Origin of the sequence: Streptomyces sp. RKAG337 (assembly GCF_023701715.1) — a bacterium.
GTDB lineage: Bacteria > Actinomycetota > Actinomycetes > Streptomycetales > Streptomycetaceae > Actinacidiphila.
This window is the reverse complement of sequence record NZ_JAJOZA010000001.1, coordinates 4,763,299-4,779,660: the sequence shown is the minus strand read 5'-3', so window position 1 is coordinate 4,779,660 and position 16,362 is coordinate 4,763,299. Positions and strand designations below refer to the sequence as shown.

Genomic DNA, 16,362 nt, shown 5'->3' with positions numbered 1-16,362 from the left:
CCAAGGTCTCACTCTTCTCGGGCGATGGACCTAAGCCTTGCTGGAGCCGGGCGGCCCGCTCCTGGCGGAACGGGGGCCCGGTCAGCTCCCTATGAGATGGGTGGGGGCGAACATCCGCAGGTGCGCCGGGAGGACGACGACGGAGGGGCCCGGGGCGGCCAGCGCCGCCGCGAGGTCGTCGCGGAGGGTGCCGGGCGTGGTGGCGGTGGCCGGGACCCCGAACGACTCGGCGAGGGCGACGAAGTCCGGGCGCGCCAGCTCGGTGGCGGTCGCCTGGCCGAAGGCGTCGGTCATGTACTCACGGAGGATGCCGTAGCCGCCGTCGTCCACGATGAGCCAGGTGACGGGCAGGCCGTACTGCCGCGCGGTGGCCAGCTCGGCGATGGAGTACATGGCTCCGCCGTCCCCCGAGACGGCCAGGACCGGCCGTGTGGGATCGGCGGCGGCCGCGCCGAGGGCGGCGGGGAAGCCGTAGCCGAGGCCGCCGGCGCCCTGCGCCGAGTGCATGGTGTTCGGGTGCCGGGCGTCGAAGGCGGACCAGGCCCAGTAGCCGAGGATCGTCATGTCCCAGCAGCTGGGCGAGGTGTCGGGCAGGGCGTCGCGGACCGCGGCCAGCAACTGCTGCTCCAGGCCCAGGTCCTGGCCGGCGATCCGGTCACCGACGAGGGCCAGCACTTCGGCGACGGCCTTGGCGGCCTCCTCGTCCGGGCGCGGCACCGTCAGGTCGCACAGGGCGGCCAGTGAGAGCCGGGCGTCGCCGTGGATGCCCAGGGCGGGGTGGTTGGACTCCAGCTTCCCGAGGTCCGCCTCGATCTGGATCACCCGGCCGCGGGGGCGGAACGTGTGGTAGTTCGAGGAGAGTTCGCCGAGGCCGGAGCCGACGACGAGCAGCACGTCGGCGGCTTCGAGGAAGTCGGTGGTGTGCCGGTCCTCGATCCAGGACTGCAGCGACAGCGGGTGCTCCCAGGGGAACGCGCCCTTGCCGCCGAACGTCGAGGCGACCGGGGCGTCGAGCTGCTCGGCCAGCGCGAGGAGCTCAGCGGCCGCGCCGGACCGTACGACGCCGCCGCCGGCCAGGATGACCGGCCGCTGTGCCCCGGACAGCAGCCGGGCCGCCTCGGTGATCAGCTCGGCGCGCGGCTCCAGCGGGCGGGGCACCGCACGCAGTGCGGTGACGGGCGGGACGCCGGTATCGGCGAGCAGCACGTCCTGCGGGATCTCCACCCACACCGGTCCGTACGGCGCGGTGAGCGCGGACTCCCAGGCCTCGGCGAGGGCCGAGGGGATCTGCGAGGCGGTGCGGACCGTGTGCACGGACTTGACCACGTCCCGGAACGACGCCTTCTGGTCGCGCAGTTCATGCAGATAGCCGTGGCGTCCGCCGCCGAGGCCTGCGGTCGGGACCTGGCTGCTGATGGCGAGCACCGGCGCGGAGGCGGCGGCGGACTCCTGGAGCGCGGCGAGCGTCATCAGCGCGCCGGGGCCGGTGGAGACCAGCAGCGGGGCGACTCCGCCGGTGACCCGGGCGTACGCGTCGGCGGCGAAGCCCGCGTTGTTCTCGACGCGCAGCCCCACGTAGGTGAGCGTCGAGCGGCGCAGCGCGTCGAAGGTGCCGAGGGCGTGCTGTCCCGGCAGCCCGAAGACCGTGGTCGCGCCGAGCGCGGCCAGGGACTCGACGACGAGGTCGCCACCGTTGCGGGCCGTCACTTGGCGCTCTGGCGGGCCGCGGAGATCTGCCGGGACATGATCGTGGTCAGCTCGTACGCCGTGTGGGAGGCCGCGACGGAGGTGATCTCCGCGTGGTCGTACGCGGGGGCGACCTCGACGACATCGGCGGAGACCAGGTGGCAGGAGGAGAGCCCGCGGATGATCTCCAGCAGCTCCCGCGAGGTGAGGCCGCCGGCCTCCGGGGTGCCGGTGCCCGGGGCGTGCGCCGGGTCCAGGACGTCGATGTCGATGGAGATGTACAGCGGCCGGTCGCCGATGCGCTCGCGCAGCTGCTGCGCGACCTCGTCGACACCGCGGCGCATGACGTCCGCCGAGGTGACGATGCCGAAGCCCATCTTCTCGTCGTCGTCCAGGTCCTTCTTGCCGTACAGCGGGCCGCGGGTGCCGACGTGCGAGAGCGCCTCGGTGTCGAGGATGCCCTCCTCGACGGCGCGGCGGAACGGGGTGCCGTGGGTGTACTCGGCGCCGAAGTACGTGTCCCACGTGTCCAGGTGCGCGTCGAAGTGGAGCAGGGCGACAGGCCCGTGCTTGCGGGCGACCGAGCGCAGCAGCGGCAGCGCGATGGTGTGGTCGCCACCGAGGGTCATCAGGCGGGCGCCGGTGTCGAGCAGATCGTCGGCGGCGGCCTGGATGGTTTCGACGGCCTCGTTGATGTTGAACGGGTTGGCGGCGATGTCGCCCGCGTCCGCGACCTGGGCGAGCGCGAACGGCGACGCGTCCTGCGCCGGGTTGTACGGGCGCAGCAGCCGGGAGGCCTCACGGATGGCGTTGCCGCCGAAGCGGGCGCCGGGACGGTACGAGACCCCGCTGTCGAACGGCACACCGACCACGGCGACGTCCGCGGTGCCGACCTCGTCCAGCCGGGGCAGCCGGGCGAACGTGGCGGGGCCGGCGTACCGCGGGATGCGGGACGAGTCGATCGGTCCACGCGGTTCGTTGCTGCTCATCGGGGTGCCTTCTTTCGCGTTACTCGTGGTGTTTCGGTGTGATTCGAGTGTCCCCCGGCCCGCGGACAAGCGGGCCGGGGCTGTGGATAACTTCGGTCCGGTCCGGTCCGGGAACCGGTTCGACCCCGTGCCGGGACCCGGTTCAGCCCTGTGCGGGCACCGGTTCCGCGACGGCCGGGGCGGTGCCGCCGCGGCCCGCGAGCCGCTCGCGCCAGGCCGCCAGGACGGCCGCGTCGGTCGGCTTCGTGGCCAGGCTCACCACGGCGTACGTGACGAGCGAGGCCAGCAGGCCGTAGTAGACGGGTTCGTTCGCGAGGATGCCGTACCACCACATCAGGCCGACGACGGAAACACCGCCGGTCACGATCGAGGCGAGCGCTCCCGCTCCGGTGCCGCGCTTCCACAGCAGACCGCCGAGGATGGGCACCAGCAACCCGCCGACCAGGAGGTTGTAGGCGACGGTGAGCGCCTGGACGACGTCGTTGAGGACGATCGCGATGGCGATCACCGCGATGCCCATGATCAGGATGAAGATGCGGTTGCCGCGCACCTCGTCACGGTCCTCGCCCTCCTGGCCGCCGGTGACCGCGCCGCGCAGCCGCGACCAGATGTCGTTGTTGGCGACGGTCGCGCAGGCGATCAGCGCTCCGGACGAGGTCGACATGACGGCGGAGAGCGCGGCGGCGAGCACCAGGCCCCGGACGCCGACCGGCAGCGAGTCCTTGACGATGGTGGCGAACGCGTCGTCCGCCGCCCCGAGGTTCGGGTAGATCACCTTCGCGGCGGTGCCGATGACGGCGCCGGCGAGCGCGTAGACCAGGCAGTACGTCCCGGCGACCGTGCCGCCGAAGCGCGCGACCCTGTCGGTGCGGGCGGTGAACACCCGCTGCCAGATGTCCTGTCCGATGAGCATGCCGAAGGTATAGATCAGCACATAGGTGAAGATCGTCTCGCCGCCGATGCCCAGCGGGTCGAAGTACTCGGTCGGCAGCTTCGCCTTCATCGCCGAGAACCCGCCCGCCTTGACGATCGCGATCGGCAGGAGGAGCAGCAGGACGCCGATCGTCTTGACGACGAACTGCACCATGTCGGTGAGCGTGATCGACCACATGCCGCCGAGCGTCGAGTACGCGACCACGATGGTGCCGCCCAGGATGATGGCGAGGGTGCGGTCGAGGCCGAAGAGCACGTCGAAGATGGTCGCGTAGGCGATGGTCGAGGTGACGGCGAGCATCAGCGTGTACGCCCACATCACGACGCCGGAGATGACCCCGGCCTTGCCGCCGTAGCGCAGGTCGAGCATCTCGGAGACGGTGTAGACGCGCAGCCGGGAGATGCGCGCCGAGAAGAAGACGCTGAGCAGGAGCAGGCCGAGGCCGATCGCAAAGACCATCCAGGCACCGGACAGGCCGTGCTTGTAGCCGAGGCCCACGCCGCCGATGGTCGACGCGCCGCCGAGGACGATCGCCGCCATGGTGCCGGAGTACATCGTGGGACCGAGGCGGCGGCCCGCCACGAGGAAGTCGCTCTTGGACTTGGCGCGGCGCATCCCCCACCACCCCACAGCGAGCATGCCGACCAGGTAGACGACGATCACTGCGTAGTCGACAGCCATGGGCTCTCCTCCATCCGAAGCGCTTCACTGCATGCGGGCGATTCCGGGGATGACCCTAGGTGGCCGAAAGATGTCGCTGAAGTGTACGTTTCCTCCATTCAACGTCACTCCAGTGGATGGACCGCACATGCCGAGTCTGGCGCCGCCCACTCCCCCGGTACCGCTCGCCGACCTGCTGGCCCGCGCGGACCTGGGACTTCGGCAGGTCGCGGGTCCGCGCGAGGACATTCCCGTCCACTGGGTGCACACCAGCGAGATGGAAGACCCGGTTCCGTATCTCCTGGGCGGCGAGCTGCTGCTGACCGCCGGGGTGCACTTCCCGTCGGCGAGCGACACCACGGGGCGACGGAAAACGCGCCCGGACGACGCCGGCCGCGGCGCCACCGATGACGTCGGCGCCGGCCAAGCCGAAGACGACGACGGCGGTGTCGACGACGCCTATCTCGACCACTACGTGGCACGCGCCGTGGAGGCGGGCGCCGCGGCGCTCGGCTTCGGACTCGCCCCCGTCTACGACAGAACGCCCCGCGCCCTCGTGGAGGCGTGCGACCGGTACGCCCTGCCTTTGGTGGAGGTTCCGCCGCAAACCCCGTTCACCGCGGTCGCCCGGGCCGTCTGGCAGGCGATGGCCGAGGCCCGTCATCGCGAGCTGCGCCGGGTCACCGAGGCCCAGCAGTCCCTCGCCTCCGCCGCCGCCCGCCCCGAGCCGGTACCCGCCGTGCTGCGTCAGCTCGCCCACCATCTGGGCGGCTGGGCGGCCCTCCTCGGCCCCGGCGGCGGGGAACTGTACGGGGCGGGCGCCCGCCCCGGGCCGCCGGTCCGCGCGGCGCTCGGCCAGCTGGCGCAGGTCGTCAGGCCGCTGCCGGGCAACCGGTCGCAGACCGTCCAGGCCCCGTCCTCCGCCACCGACACCGTCGCCGGCGCGCATCTGGCGGCCTACGCGCTGGCCGGAAGCGCCCCCGGCGAGGGACTGGTGCTGGCCGTCGCGGCGGGGCGGCGCGATCCGGCCGACAACGCGCTCACCGGGGTCGCCACCGTGCTGCTCTCGCTGCTCACCGGCCCCTACCAGGGCACGGCCGACACCGACCGTTCCGCCGCCCTGGTGCGGCTGCTGCTCGGCGCACGGCCCGAGGACGTCGCGCCCCTGCTGACCGGTCCCACCCGTCCGGCAGAAACCGACAGCGGCGCTGAACACCCCGAAGCGGCCGGGCCGCACTGGATCGTGGTGCACGGGCATCACCGCGGCTCCGGCCCCACCCGCGGCGAGGCGGCACCCCTGGCCGCCGCCGCCCTGGCGGCCGCGCTCGGCACCGCGCTGGTCGACGCGGACGGGGTCGCCGCCGTCCGGGCGCTGCTGCCCGCCGACCGCCGGATCTCCGCGCAGCCGGGCTGGACGCTCGGGGTCAGCGCCCCCGCGTCCACGGCGGAACTCTCCGCCGCCGACGCCCAGGCGGCGGGTGCGCTGCGCCGGGCCGTCGCGAACCGCTCCGGGCTGGCCCGGCACCGCGGCGGCGGCGCGGGCATGACGGCACTCGTGGCGCCCGAGGAGGCGCGTGCCCAGGCCCGTGCCCTGCTGGCACCGCTGCTGGACTCCCCCGCCCTCGTGGAGACGCTGCGCGCCTGGCTGGCGCTGCACGGCAGCTGGGACCGCAGCGCCGTCGCACTGGAAGTGCACCGCAACACGGTCCGGCAGCGCGTGGCGCGGACCGCCGCGCTGCTCGACGCGGACCTGGACGACCCCGACACCCGCATGGACCTCTGGTTCGCCCTGCGCTGGCTCTGAGCAGCGACGACGCCGGGGTCGACATGCGACCGGGACCCGTGCCGGGATCGGAACCAGAGCCCGAAGGGACCTCGTCGAGAGTCGGCGGAAAGCCGGTCCCCGGCCCCTCCGAGGGTCACACATCGGTGTCGATCACCCTCGCCCCCTACGCCCGTGCTGCCAGGCGCGACAATGAGACACATGCCCCATGACACGACGCCGTCCCGCCAGTCCCTCGCCGAGCACCTCATACGCACCCGCATCGCGGGTGACGTGGCCACGAGCCGCGAGAACAACCTCGATCACTACCGTGAGCTCGCCGAGGGGAACCGCTACTACTGGTTGGGGCTGGAGCTCGGCGACCGCTGGACGGATCCGCGGGCCGTGCTGGAGCTGATGGTGGAACGCTGCGGGGTCGTCGCCGACCCGAAGCACCGCAGGGGACAGGACACCATCGACGCGGAACTGACGATCGACGCGCTGGACCGGATGGCCGTCGAGCTGCGCAAGGCCGCGGAATCCCGGTCCCGCGTGCTGTTCGCCACCGGTCACCCGGCCGGGATGTTCGCCGTGCACCAGGCGCTCGCCGCCGCGCTGCGCGACGCGGGCTGCGAGATCCTGCTGCCCGCGGACCGGCTGTACGCCGACAACGGCGAGATCCGGCACATCGGTGGTGTGTCCGTCCTGCACCGCGGCGGAAACCTCATGCACACCCACTCCCCCGACCCCATGCGGGAGGTGCTGGACGCCATGGAGAACGAGGGCCAGGAGCCCGATCTCGTCGTCGCCGACCACGGGTGGGCGGGCTTCGCGGGCAGCCAGGGCATCGACACGGTCGGTTTCGCGGACTGCAACGATCCCGCGCTGTTCGTCGGCGAGGCCGAGGGCGACCTGACGGTGACGGTCCCCCTGGACGACAACGTGCCGCCCCACCTGTACGACCCGCTGACCGCCTACCTGCTGGCCGCCGCAGGCCTCGAAGCACGGATCTGAGCCCGGCGCGGGCACGCGGCCTACCTCCGCGCAGCGGATCCGGACTCTGCGGATCCGAAGTCTCTGGTTACGATCGCAGAGGGGCTTCAGAAGGCAGGCGCAAGTTGATCCATGTAGCGATCGTCGACGACGAGGCGCTGGTCAGGGTCGCCCTGCGGCGGATTCTGGAGACCGCGGGAGACATCGCGGTGGTCGTCGACTGCGACGGCCGGGACGCGGTGGCCGCCATCGAGGCGGCCGGACCCGACCTGGTGCTGCTGGACGCCGTCATGCCGGCACCGGACGGGCTGACGGTCCTGCGGGAGCTGCGCGCGCTGCCGCGGCCACCCGCCGTCGCCATGCTCACGGCGTTCGACACCAGCGCGTACATCAGTGCAGCGATGCGGGAGGGCGCCACCGGCTTCCTCCTCAAGGACACGGCCGTGGGCACGCTGATCGACGCCGTGCGGGTCCTCGCCTCCGGCGGGACGGTCTTCACGCCGACCGTCAGCCGTACGGTCGTCCGCGGCTACCTCGGGGCGGGGGCCGGGACCGGCCTCGACAACCCCGGCGGTGCGGACGCCGTCGCCCTGGGCCTGCTCACCCTGCGCGAGCGCGAAGTCCTCGTCCTCCTGGCGGCGGGTCTGCCGAACTCCGACATCGCCGCACGGCTGGGGATCACGGTCGCCACCGTCAAGGACCATGTGCGCGCGGTGCTGCGGAAGCTGGACGCGCCCAACCGGGTCGCCGCGGCCGTGCTCGCGCACCGCGCGGGACTCGCCCCGGCCGCGGAGCGGACGTGAGACTGCGGCCCGCCGTCCTGGATGCCGCCCTGATCGCCCTCTCGGCGACCGAGGTGTGGGCGACGCAGTCGATGGGCGGCTCCCTCTCGCTCGCCGTCGCGTGCACCGCGACGGCCGCTCTCCTGGTGCGCCGGCGGTTTCCGCTGCTCGCCTTCGCGGCGACGCTGCCCGCGCTCTCGCTCGGGTACGTGTGGCTGGCGCCGATGGCCGCGCTCTACCAGGTCGCCTCCGGCGGGACGGGCCGCACGGCACCGGACACGAACGGCGGCACCGGGTCCGGCCCCCGCGTCACACCCCGGATGTGGGTCATCGGCGGCTGCGCCGCCGCCGTGGCCGTGGTCTCCTTCGTCCCCTGGCCGTGGCTGGGCACGATCGACTGGGAGCCGGCGCCCACGATCCTGGCGCTGCTGCTGTCCGCCCTGCTGGCCACCGCCCCCACGGCCCTGGGGCTGCTCAGTTCCTCCCGGCGGGAGCTGGCGGCCCGGCTCGCCGAGCTGGCCGAGAGCCGGGAACGCGAAGGCCGGCTCGCCGCCGAGCAGGCCGTCGTCAAGGAGCGCGCCCGGCTCGCCCGCGAGATGCACGACACCGTCGCGCATCACATCAGCCTCATCGCGGTGCAGTCCGGCGCGCTGGAGGTCACCGCGCGGAGCCAGGAGGCCCGCGACGCGGCCGGAGCGGTGCGCGAGCTGAGCCGGGACGCGCTGGACGAACTGCGCCGCATGGTGGGCCTGCTGCGGCTTCCCGTGACGAACGCGTCCGGCTCGTCGGACCCGGCGGGCCGGGCACGTCCGGCGGCCATGACGCCGCCGGCCGGACCCGGACTGGCCGAGCTGCCGGCGCTGCTGGCGACGGCGGGTCCCACGGTGCGGGGGCAGGTCGACGCGGGAAGCTGCCCGGCGCCCGTCGGGCAGGCCGCCTACCGGATCGTGCAGGAGTCGCTGACCAACGTGCGCAAGCACGCGACGGGCGCCGAGACGGAGGTCGACGTGCGGCTGACCGGGGGACGGCTCCTGGTCAGCGTCCGCAACGGCCCGCCGGGTGAGCTGCCGGGCCCCCTGCTGCCCTCCGGCGGCCACGGCCTCGCCGGCCTGCGCGAACGTGCCGCCCAGCTGGGCGGCACCCTCGACGCGTGCGCGCAGCCCGACGGCGGCTTCCTGGTGCGGGCCGTCCTCCCCGCCGCGTAGGGCGGGCCGTGTGCCCCACCCGCTAACGCGGGACGCGGACCACGCCCTCCTGAATCACGGACACCACGAGGCGACCGTCCTGGGTGTAGATCCGGGCGGTGCCCAGTCCCCGGCCGCCGGACGCCGACGGGCTCTGCTGGTCGTACAGCAGCCATTCGTCGGCGCGGAAGGGCCGGTGGAACCACATGGCGTGGTCCAGGCTGGCGCCGACCACGTCGCCGACAGCCCAGCCACCCCGCCCGTGGGCGAGGAGCACCGAGTCCAGCAGCGTCATGTCCGAGACGTACGTGGCCAGGCAGACGTGCAGCAGCGGGTCGTCCGCGAGCTTGCCGCGGGTGCGGAACCACACCTGGGAGCGCGGTTCGCGCGGGCCCTGCCCGGCGACGAGGAACGGCGGATCCTCGGCGTACCGCAGGTCGACGGCGGCCCGCGCCTCCAGGAGGCGGTCGATCACCTTGGGGTCGGGGAACTTGTCCGCGTGCGCGGGCAGCAGTTCCTCGGCGGTGGGCAGCGACTCGGGGTCCGGCGCCGGCGGCATGGGCTCCTGGTGCTCGAGCCCTTCCTCGTGCTCCTGGAAGGACGCCGACAGATGGAAGATCGGCTGTCCGTGCTGAACGGCCACCACCCTTCGGGTGGTGAAGGAGCGGCCGTCCCGGATCCGGTCCACCTGGTAGACGATCGGCGCGCCGGGGTCGCCCGGCCGCAGGAAGTACGCGTGCAGGGAGTGCGCGGCGCGGTCCTCGGGGACGGTGCGGCCCGCCGCGACCAGCGCCTGGGCGGCGACCTGGCCGCCGAACACCCGTGGCACGACCGCCGACCTGCTGATGCCGCGGAAGATGTCCTGCTCGATCCGCTCCAGATCGAGCAGACCGAGCAGGGACGTCAGCGCTGTGTTCACAGGGTCGCGCTCACAGGCCCATCGACTTGGCGATGATGGAGCGCATGACCTCGCTGGTGCCGCCGTAGATGCGGTTGACGCGGTTGTCCGCGTACAGGCGGGCGATGGGGTACTCCAGCATGTAGCCGTAGCCGCCGTGCAGCTGCAGGCACTTGTCGATGACGCGGGCCGCGACATCGGTGCAGAAGAGCTTGGCGGAGGCGGCGTCGGCGGCGGTCAGCTCACCGGCGTCGTGTGCGTCCAGGGCGCGGTCGACGACGGCCTGGGCCGCGTCCACCTCGGCCTTGCAGTCGGCGAGCACGAACTTGGTGTTCTGGAACGAGGCGACGGACTGGCCGAAGACGGTGCGGTCCTGGACGTACGCCTTGGCGAAACCTATGGCGGCGGAGGCCTGCGCGTACGCGCCCACAGCGATGGCGATCCGCTCTTGCGGCAGGTTCTGGCCGAGGTACGAGAAGCCCTTGCCCTCCTCGCCGAGCAGGTCCTCGACGGGCACCTTCACGTCGGTGAAGGACAGCTCGGCGGTGTCGGAGGTCTTGAGGCCGAGCTTCTCCAGCTTGCGGCCGACGGCGTAGCCCTCGGACTTCGTGTCGACGACCAGCAGCGAGATGCCCGCGCGGCGGTCCTCGGGGGTGTCCGGGGCGGTCCTGGCGCAGACGATGACGCGGTCGGCGTGCACACCGCCGGTGATGAAGGTCTTGGCGCCGTTGAGGACGTAGTGCGTGCCGTCCTCGGAGAGCTTGGCGGTGGTCTTCATGCCGGCCAGGTCGGAGCCGGTGCCCGGCTCGGTCATGGCGATGGCGGTCATCATGTCGCCGGAGACGAAGCCGGGGAGCCAGCGCTTCTTCTGCTCGTCGTCGCAGTAGGCCAGCAGGTACGGGAGGCAGAGGCCGGTGTGCACACCGCTGCCGCCGAAGCTGACGCCCGCGCGGGCGCACTCCTCGGTGATGACGGCCTGGAACTTGAAGCTGGTCTCGCCGGCCCCGCCGAATTCCTCGGGCACTTCGATACCGAAGACGCCCAGCTCACCGAGCTTGCGGTAGAAGTCGCGGGGGGCCTGGCCGGCCGCCAGCCACTCGTCGTAGACGGGAACGACCTCGGCGGCGATGAAGTCCCGGATCGTCTCGCGGAACGCTTCGTGGTCCTCGTTGAACACCGTACGACGCACTTCGCGCCTCCTCTGGGCCTGAGACATGGATCCGGGACCGGGGTCCGGAAAATAAGCAAGCGCTCAGTAAGTTACTCGCCGGTCGTCCATGCTGTCCAGAGCCGTCAGTGCGCCGAGTGCCAGCCGGCGCAGCAGCGCCGCGGTGTCGTTCCGGTCCGGGAGCCCGCTGTGCGCGCCCAGGTGCGGGGTGGAGTTGAGCAGCCCGAAGACCGCGTGCACGGCGGCCCGCACCTGCGGCTCGGGCGCGGCCGGACGCACCTGCCGGACGACGTCGACCCACTGCTCGACGTACTGCCGCTGGAGCTGGCGCACCAGCTTGCGGTCGGAGTCGCGCAGCCGGTCCAGCTCGCGGTCGTGCAGGGTGATCAGCGGGCGGTCGTCGAGCGCGAAGTCGATATGGCCGCGGACCAGCGCGTCCAGTGCTCCGGCCGGGTCGGAAGCCTCGGCGACCCGGGCCTTGCCGGCCGTGAGCAGCCGGCCGCTGATCCCGACGAGCAGCTCGGCGAGCATCGCGTCCTTGCCCGCGAAGTGCCGGTAGAGGCCGGGTCCGCTGATGCCGACCGCGGCCCCTATCTCGTCCACACCGACGCCATGGAATCCGCGTTCGGCGAAGAGCCGGGCGGCCTCCCGCAGGATCTGGTCGCGGCGGTTCTCGCTCGCCTTCGTGGGGTGCATGGAACGAGTCTAGACAATCCCGTTAGCGAGCGTTAACGTGAAGGTCACCACGTTAACGCTCGCTAACTTCCGGGGGCCCGACACATGGCAGCACCCGTCCTCTCCAGCGCCGCCGATCCGGCGTCGGAGACCTACCGTGCCAATGCGGCGGCGCACGCCGAACTGAGTGCGCGGCTGCGCGACAAGCTCGCCGCCGCCCGGCTCGGCGGCGGCGAGAAGGCCCGCGCCCGGCACACCGCGCGCGGCAAGCTCCTGCCCCGTGACCGGGTGGACGGGCTGCTCGACCCCGGCTCGCCCTTCCTGGAGCTCGCCCCGCTGGCCGCCGACGGGATGTACGAGGGCCAGGCCCCGGCCGCCGGCGTCGTCGCCGGTATCGGCAGGGTCTCCGGCCGTGAGGTCGTGGTCGTCGCGAACGACGCCACGGTCAAGGGCGGCACGTACTACCCCATGACGGTGAAGAAGCACCTGCGGGCGCAGGAGATCGCGCTCGACAACCGGCTGCCGTGCGTCTACCTGGTCGATTCCGGCGGTGCCTTCCTGCCCCGGCAGGACGAGGTGTTCCCGGACCGCGACCACTTCGGCCGGATCTTCTACAACCAGGCGACGATGTCGGCCCGCGGCATCCCGCAGATCGCCGCGGTGATGGGCTCGTGCACGGCCGGCGGCGCGTACGTCCCGGCCATGAGCGACGAAGCGGTGATCGTCCGCAACCAGGGCACGATCTTCCTGGGCGGGCCGCCGCTGGTGAAGGCCGCGACCGGCGAGGTCGTCACCGCCGAGGAGCTCGGCGGCGGCGAGGTGCACTCCAGGATCTCCGGCGTCACCGACCACCTGGCCGAGGACGACGCCCACGCGCTGCGCATCGTGCGGAACATCGTGTCCACCCTCGGCCCCCGGGCCCCCCGCCCCTGGGACCTCGACCCGGTCGAGGAGCCCGCCGTCGACCCGGCGGGGCTCACCGGCGCGGTGCCCGTCGACTCCCGCACCCCGTACGACGTGCGCGAGGTCATCGCCAGGATCGTCGACGGCAGCCGCTTCGCGGAGTTCAAGGCGGAGTACGGCACGACCCTCGTCACCGGCTTCGCCCATGTGCACGGCCACCCGGTGGGCATCATCGCCAACAACGGCATCCTCTTCGCCGAGTCCGCCATGAAGGGCGCGCACTTCATCGAGCTGTGCGACCAGCGCGGCATCCCGCTGCTGTTCCTGCAGAACATCTCCGGGTTCATGGTGGGCCGCCAGTACGAGGCGGGCGGCATCGCCAAGCACGGCGCGAAGATGGTCACCGCGGTGGCCTGCGCCCGGGTGCCCAAGCTGACGGTCGTGATCGGCGGCTCGTACGGCGCCGGCAACTACTCGATGTGCGGGCGCGCCTATTCACCGCGCTTCCTGTGGATGTGGCCCAACGCCAAGATCTCCGTGATGGGCGGCGAACAGGCCGCCTCCGTGCTCGCCACCGTCAAGCGCGACCAGATCGAGGCGGCGGGCGGCGAGTGGGCTCCCGATGAGGAGACCGCGTTCAAGGACCCCATCAGGGCCCAGTACGACACCCAGGGCAACGCCTACTACGCGACCGCCCGGCTCTGGGACGACGGCGTGATCGACCCGCTGGAGACCCGCACGGTCCTGGGCCTCGCGCTCACCGCCTGCGCCAACGCGCCGCTGGGTGAGCCCGGCTACGGCGTCTTCCGGATGTGAGGACAGAGATGACCATGTTCGACACCGTCCTCATCGCCAACCGCGGTGAGATCGCCGTCCGGGTGATCCGCACACTGCGGCGCCTCGGCGTGCGCTCGGCCGCCGTGTTCAGCGACGCCGACGCCGACGCCCGGCACGTCCGCGAGGCCGACACCGCGGTCCGCATCGAGAACTACCTCTCCATCGACGAGCAGTTGCGCGCCGCCGCCCGTACCGGGGCCCAGGCCGTGCACCCCGGCTACGGCTTCCTCGCGGAGAACGCCGCCTTCGCGCAGGCCTGCACCGACGCCGGGCTCGTCTTCATCGGACCGCCGGCCTCGGCGATCCAGCTGATGGGCGACAAGATCCGCGCCAAGGCGACCGTTCTGGAGGCCGGTGTCCCGGTCGTACCGGGATCGTCCGGCAGCGGTCTCACCGACACCCAACTCATCGGCGAGGCACAGAAGATCGGCATGCCGGTCCTGCTCAAGCCGTCCGCGGGCGGCGGCGGCAAGGGCATGCGGCTGGTGCGGGACGAGGCGCAGCTCGGCGACGAGATCGCCGCCGCCCGGCGCGAGGCCCGCGGTTCCTTCGGCGACGACACCCTCCTCGTCGAGCGCTGGATCGACCGGCCGCGGCACATCGAGATCCAGGTGCTGGCCGACGCCCACGGCAACGTCGTCCACCTGGGCGAGCGGGAGTGCTCGCTGCAGCGCCGGCACCAGAAGGTGATCGAGGAGGCGCCCAGCGTGCTCCTGGACGAGGCCACCCGCGCGGCGATGGGCGAGGCCGCCGTGCAGGCCGCCCGTTCCTGCGGCTATGTCGGCGCGGGCACCGTCGAGTTCATCGTCCCGGGCGCGGACCCGTCCGCGTACTGCTTCATGGAGATGAACACCCGCCTCCAGGTCGAGCATCCCGTCACCGAACTCATCACCGGCCTGGACCTCGTCGAGTGGCAGCTGCGCGTCGCCTCCGGCGAGCGCCTGCCGTTCGGGCAGGAGGGCGTCACCCTCACCGGCCACGCCGTCGAGGCCCGGATCTGCGCCGAGGACCCGGCCCGCGGCTTCCTGCCCTCCGGCGGAACCGTGCTGTCGCTCCACGAGCCGCAGGGCGACGGGGTCCGCACCGACTCCGGGCTCGCCGAGGGCACCGAGATCGGCAGCCTGTACGACCCGATGCTGTCCAAGGTCATCGCGTACGGCCCCGACCGCGCCACCGCTTTGCGCAAGTTGCGCGCGGCGCTGGCCGGCACCGTCACCCTGGGTGTCGCCACCAACGCCGGCTTCCTGCGGCGGCTGCTGGCCCACCCGGAGGTGGTCTCCGGAGTCCTCGACACCGGGCTGGTCGAGCGCGAGGTCGGCTCGCTGATCCCACCGGACGTGCCGCCCGAGGTCTACGCCGCCGCGGCGCTGCTGCGCCAGGCCGCCCTGCTCCCCCCGTCGGACGCCACCACCTGGACCGATCCGTTCTCGGCGGCCGACGGCTGGCGGCTGGGCGGCGAGCCGGCCTGGACCATCCACCATCTGCGAGTGCCGGGCCACGAGCCGCTGGCCGTCCGGGTCCGCGGGGGCGAGGTCCGGGTGGGCGACGCCGCGGCGGTCCCGGCGCGGCTGGTCACCGACGGCGGACGCGGCGTCCTGCACTGGGACGGCGCCACCCATTCCTTCCACCACGCGGGCGCCTGGCTGGGCCGTGACGGGGACAGCTGGCACGTCGCGGACCACGACCCCGTCGCTGCCGCCCTGAGCGGCAGCGCGGGCGCCGGTGGCACCGGCGCGCTCACCGCGCCGATGCCCGGCACGGTGACCGTCGTCAAGGTCGCGACCGGGGACGAGGTGACCGCGGGCCAGAGCCTGCTGGTCGTCGAGGCGATGAAGATGGAGCACGTCATCACCGCTCCCCACGACGGCACGGTCACCGAGATCGACGTCACCCCCGGCAGCACCGTCGCCATGGACCAGGTGCTCGCCGTCGTCACTCCCCGGGAGGAGTCATGACCAACGGTCTGCCCATGTCCGTACCGGCCGCCGGGCTGCCCGCGCGGGTCAGGATCCACGAGGTCGGCGCGCGCGACGGGCTGCAGAACGAGAAGACGACCGTCCCGACCGCGGTGAAGGCCGAGTTCATCCACCGGCTGGCCGCCGCGGGCCTCGGCACGATCGAGGCGACCAGCTTCGTGCACCCCAAGTGGGTGCCCCAACTGGCCGACGCCGCCGAGCTGATGCCGCTGCTGGCCGATGTGGACGCGCATCTGCCGGTGCTGGTCCCCAACGAACGGGGTCTGGAACGCGCCCTGGCGCTCGGCGTCACGGAGATCGCGGTCTTCGGCAGCGCGACCGAGTCGTTCGCCAAGGCCAATCTGAACCGGACCGTCGACGAGTCCCTCGCCATGTTCGAGCCGGTCGTCGCCAGGGCCCGGGAGGCCGGGGCCACCGTGCGCGGCTATCTCTCCATGTGCTTCGGCGACCCGTGGGAGGGCCCGGTCCCGGTGGAGCGGGTGGCGGCCGTCGCCCGCCGGCTGTACGACCTGGGATGCACCGAGCTGAGCCTCGGCGACACGATCGGCGTCGCCACCCCCGGCCATGTCACCGCGCTGCTCGCCGCCCTGGTGGAACAGGGGGTCCCGACGGACCGGCTCGCCGTGCACTTCCACGACACGTACGGCCAGGCGCTGTCCAACACCCTGGCCGCCCTCCAGCGGGGGGTGACCGTCGTCGACGCCTCCGCGGGCGGCCTCGGCGGCTGCCCGTACGCGAAGAGCGCCACCGGCAACCTCGCCACGGAAGACCTCGTCTGGATGCTGAACGGCCTCGGTATCGACACCGGGGTCGACCTCGACCGCCTCACCGCCACGAGCGTGTGGATGGCGGAGCAGCTCGGGAGGCCAAGCCCCTCCCGCACCGTCCGCGCCCTCTCCCACCAGGAGCCGTAGT

13 protein-coding genes are annotated in these 16,362 nt (G+C 72.7%); 7 read left to right on the top strand and 6 right to left on the bottom strand.

The features are described from left to right. Positions 1–81: 81 nt before the first annotated feature. From LNW73_RS21235 to LNW73_RS21225, 3 genes are all read right to left on the bottom strand, one after another. A complete protein-coding gene (locus tag LNW73_RS21235; RefSeq protein WP_250990974.1) occupies positions 82–1,707 on the bottom strand; it encodes a thiamine pyrophosphate-binding protein in 1,626 nt (541 codons plus the stop codon). Further along, a complete protein-coding gene (speB, locus tag LNW73_RS21230; protein WP_138355061.1) occupies positions 1,704–2,675 on the bottom strand; it encodes an agmatinase in 972 nt (323 codons plus the stop codon). Before speB ends, LNW73_RS21235 begins: the two co-directional genes overlap by 4 nt. 142 nt (positions 2,676–2,817) lie before the next feature. Further along, entirely contained in the window at positions 2,818–4,290 is a 1,473-nt protein-coding gene (locus LNW73_RS21225; protein WP_250990973.1) for a sodium:solute symporter, read from the bottom strand. A 127-nt stretch (positions 4,291–4,417) separates the two neighbouring features. Here LNW73_RS21225 and LNW73_RS21220 point away from each other — a divergent pair, with 127 nt between their 5' ends. From LNW73_RS21220 to LNW73_RS21205, 4 genes are all read left to right on the top strand, one after another. After that, the gene (locus LNW73_RS21220) at positions 4,418–6,073 is read left to right on the top strand and encodes a PucR family transcriptional regulator ligand-binding domain-containing protein (RefSeq protein WP_250990972.1); all 1,656 of its coding nucleotides are present in this window, start codon (positions 4,418–4,420) and stop codon (positions 6,071–6,073) included. Between the two features lie 180 nt (positions 6,074–6,253). Further along, positions 6,254–7,045: a phosphatase gene (locus LNW73_RS21215; protein ID WP_250990971.1), complete on the top strand. Its 792-nt coding sequence runs from the start codon at positions 6,254–6,256 to the stop codon at positions 7,043–7,045. Between the two features lie 104 nt (positions 7,046–7,149). Continuing rightward, complete coding sequence (locus LNW73_RS21210; protein WP_250990970.1) at positions 7,150–7,827, top strand: response regulator; 678 nt, start codon at positions 7,150–7,152, stop codon at positions 7,825–7,827. Further along, entirely contained in the window at positions 7,824–9,011 is a 1,188-nt protein-coding gene (locus tag LNW73_RS21205; protein ID WP_250990969.1) for a sensor histidine kinase, read from the top strand. The genes LNW73_RS21210 and LNW73_RS21205 overlap by 4 nt, the downstream gene beginning before the upstream one ends. A 22-nt stretch (positions 9,012–9,033) precedes the next feature. On the opposite strand, the gene tesB is transcribed toward LNW73_RS21205, so the two are convergent. From tesB to LNW73_RS21190, 3 genes are all read right to left on the bottom strand, one after another. Beyond that, positions 9,034–9,909 carry an acyl-CoA thioesterase II gene (gene tesB, locus LNW73_RS21200; RefSeq protein ID WP_250990968.1) on the bottom strand — a complete coding sequence of 292 codons (876 nt, stop codon included), beginning with the start codon at positions 9,907–9,909 and terminating at the stop codon, positions 9,034–9,036. A 10-nt stretch (positions 9,910–9,919) separates the two neighbouring features. After that, positions 9,920–11,077 (bottom strand): acyl-CoA dehydrogenase family protein, encoded by a 1,158-nt coding sequence (locus LNW73_RS21195; RefSeq protein WP_250990967.1) that lies wholly within the window; start codon positions 11,075–11,077, stop codon positions 9,920–9,922. A 63-nt stretch (positions 11,078–11,140) separates the two neighbouring features. Continuing rightward, entirely contained in the window at positions 11,141–11,752 is a 612-nt protein-coding gene (locus LNW73_RS21190) for an SACE_7040 family transcriptional regulator (RefSeq protein ID WP_250975989.1), read from the bottom strand. Positions 11,753–11,836: 84 nt separating this feature from the next. On the opposite strand from LNW73_RS21190, the gene LNW73_RS21185 reads away from it, so the two are divergent. The 3 genes from LNW73_RS21185 to LNW73_RS21175 are packed head-to-tail and all read left to right on the top strand — an operon-like array spanning position 11,837 to position 16,361. After that, on the top strand, positions 11,837–13,450 hold the full coding sequence (locus LNW73_RS21185) for a carboxyl transferase domain-containing protein (protein WP_250990966.1): 1,614 nt from the start codon (positions 11,837–11,839) through the stop codon (positions 13,448–13,450). 14 nt (positions 13,451–13,464) lie between these two features. Then, entirely contained in the window at positions 13,465–15,426 is a 1,962-nt protein-coding gene (locus LNW73_RS21180; RefSeq protein ID WP_250992991.1) for an acetyl/propionyl/methylcrotonyl-CoA carboxylase subunit alpha, read from the top strand. Further along, the gene (locus LNW73_RS21175) at positions 15,423–16,361 is read left to right on the top strand and encodes a hydroxymethylglutaryl-CoA lyase (RefSeq protein ID WP_250975990.1); all 939 of its coding nucleotides are present in this window, start codon (positions 15,423–15,425) and stop codon (positions 16,359–16,361) included. The genes LNW73_RS21180 and LNW73_RS21175 overlap by 4 nt, the downstream gene beginning before the upstream one ends. Position 16,362: the final 1 nt, after the last annotated feature.

What these genes read in the sequence shown, in the direction of transcription:
- speB (WP_138355061.1), bottom strand. Translation starts at nt 2,675, where the DNA reads ATGAGCAGCAACGAACCGCGTGGACCGATCGACTCGTCCCGCATCCCG.
- LNW73_RS21225 (WP_250990973.1), bottom strand. Translation starts at nt 4,290, where the DNA reads ATGGCTGTCGACTACGCAGTGATCGTCGTCTACCTGGTCGGCATGCTC.
- LNW73_RS21220 (WP_250990972.1), top strand. Translation starts at nt 4,418, where the DNA reads ATGCCGAGTCTGGCGCCGCCCACTCCCCCGGTACCGCTCGCCGACCTG.
- LNW73_RS21215 (WP_250990971.1), top strand. Translation starts at nt 6,254, where the DNA reads ATGCCCCATGACACGACGCCGTCCCGCCAGTCCCTCGCCGAGCACCTC.
- LNW73_RS21190 (WP_250975989.1), bottom strand. Translation starts at nt 11,752, where the DNA reads ATGCACCCCACGAAGGCGAGCGAGAACCGCCGCGACCAGATCCTGCGG.
- LNW73_RS21185 (WP_250990966.1), top strand. Translation starts at nt 11,837, where the DNA reads ATGGCAGCACCCGTCCTCTCCAGCGCCGCCGATCCGGCGTCGGAGACC.
- LNW73_RS21180 (WP_250992991.1), top strand. Translation starts at nt 13,465, where the DNA reads ATGTTCGACACCGTCCTCATCGCCAACCGCGGTGAGATCGCCGTCCGG.
- LNW73_RS21175 (WP_250975990.1), top strand. Translation starts at nt 15,423, where the DNA reads ATGACCAACGGTCTGCCCATGTCCGTACCGGCCGCCGGGCTGCCCGCG.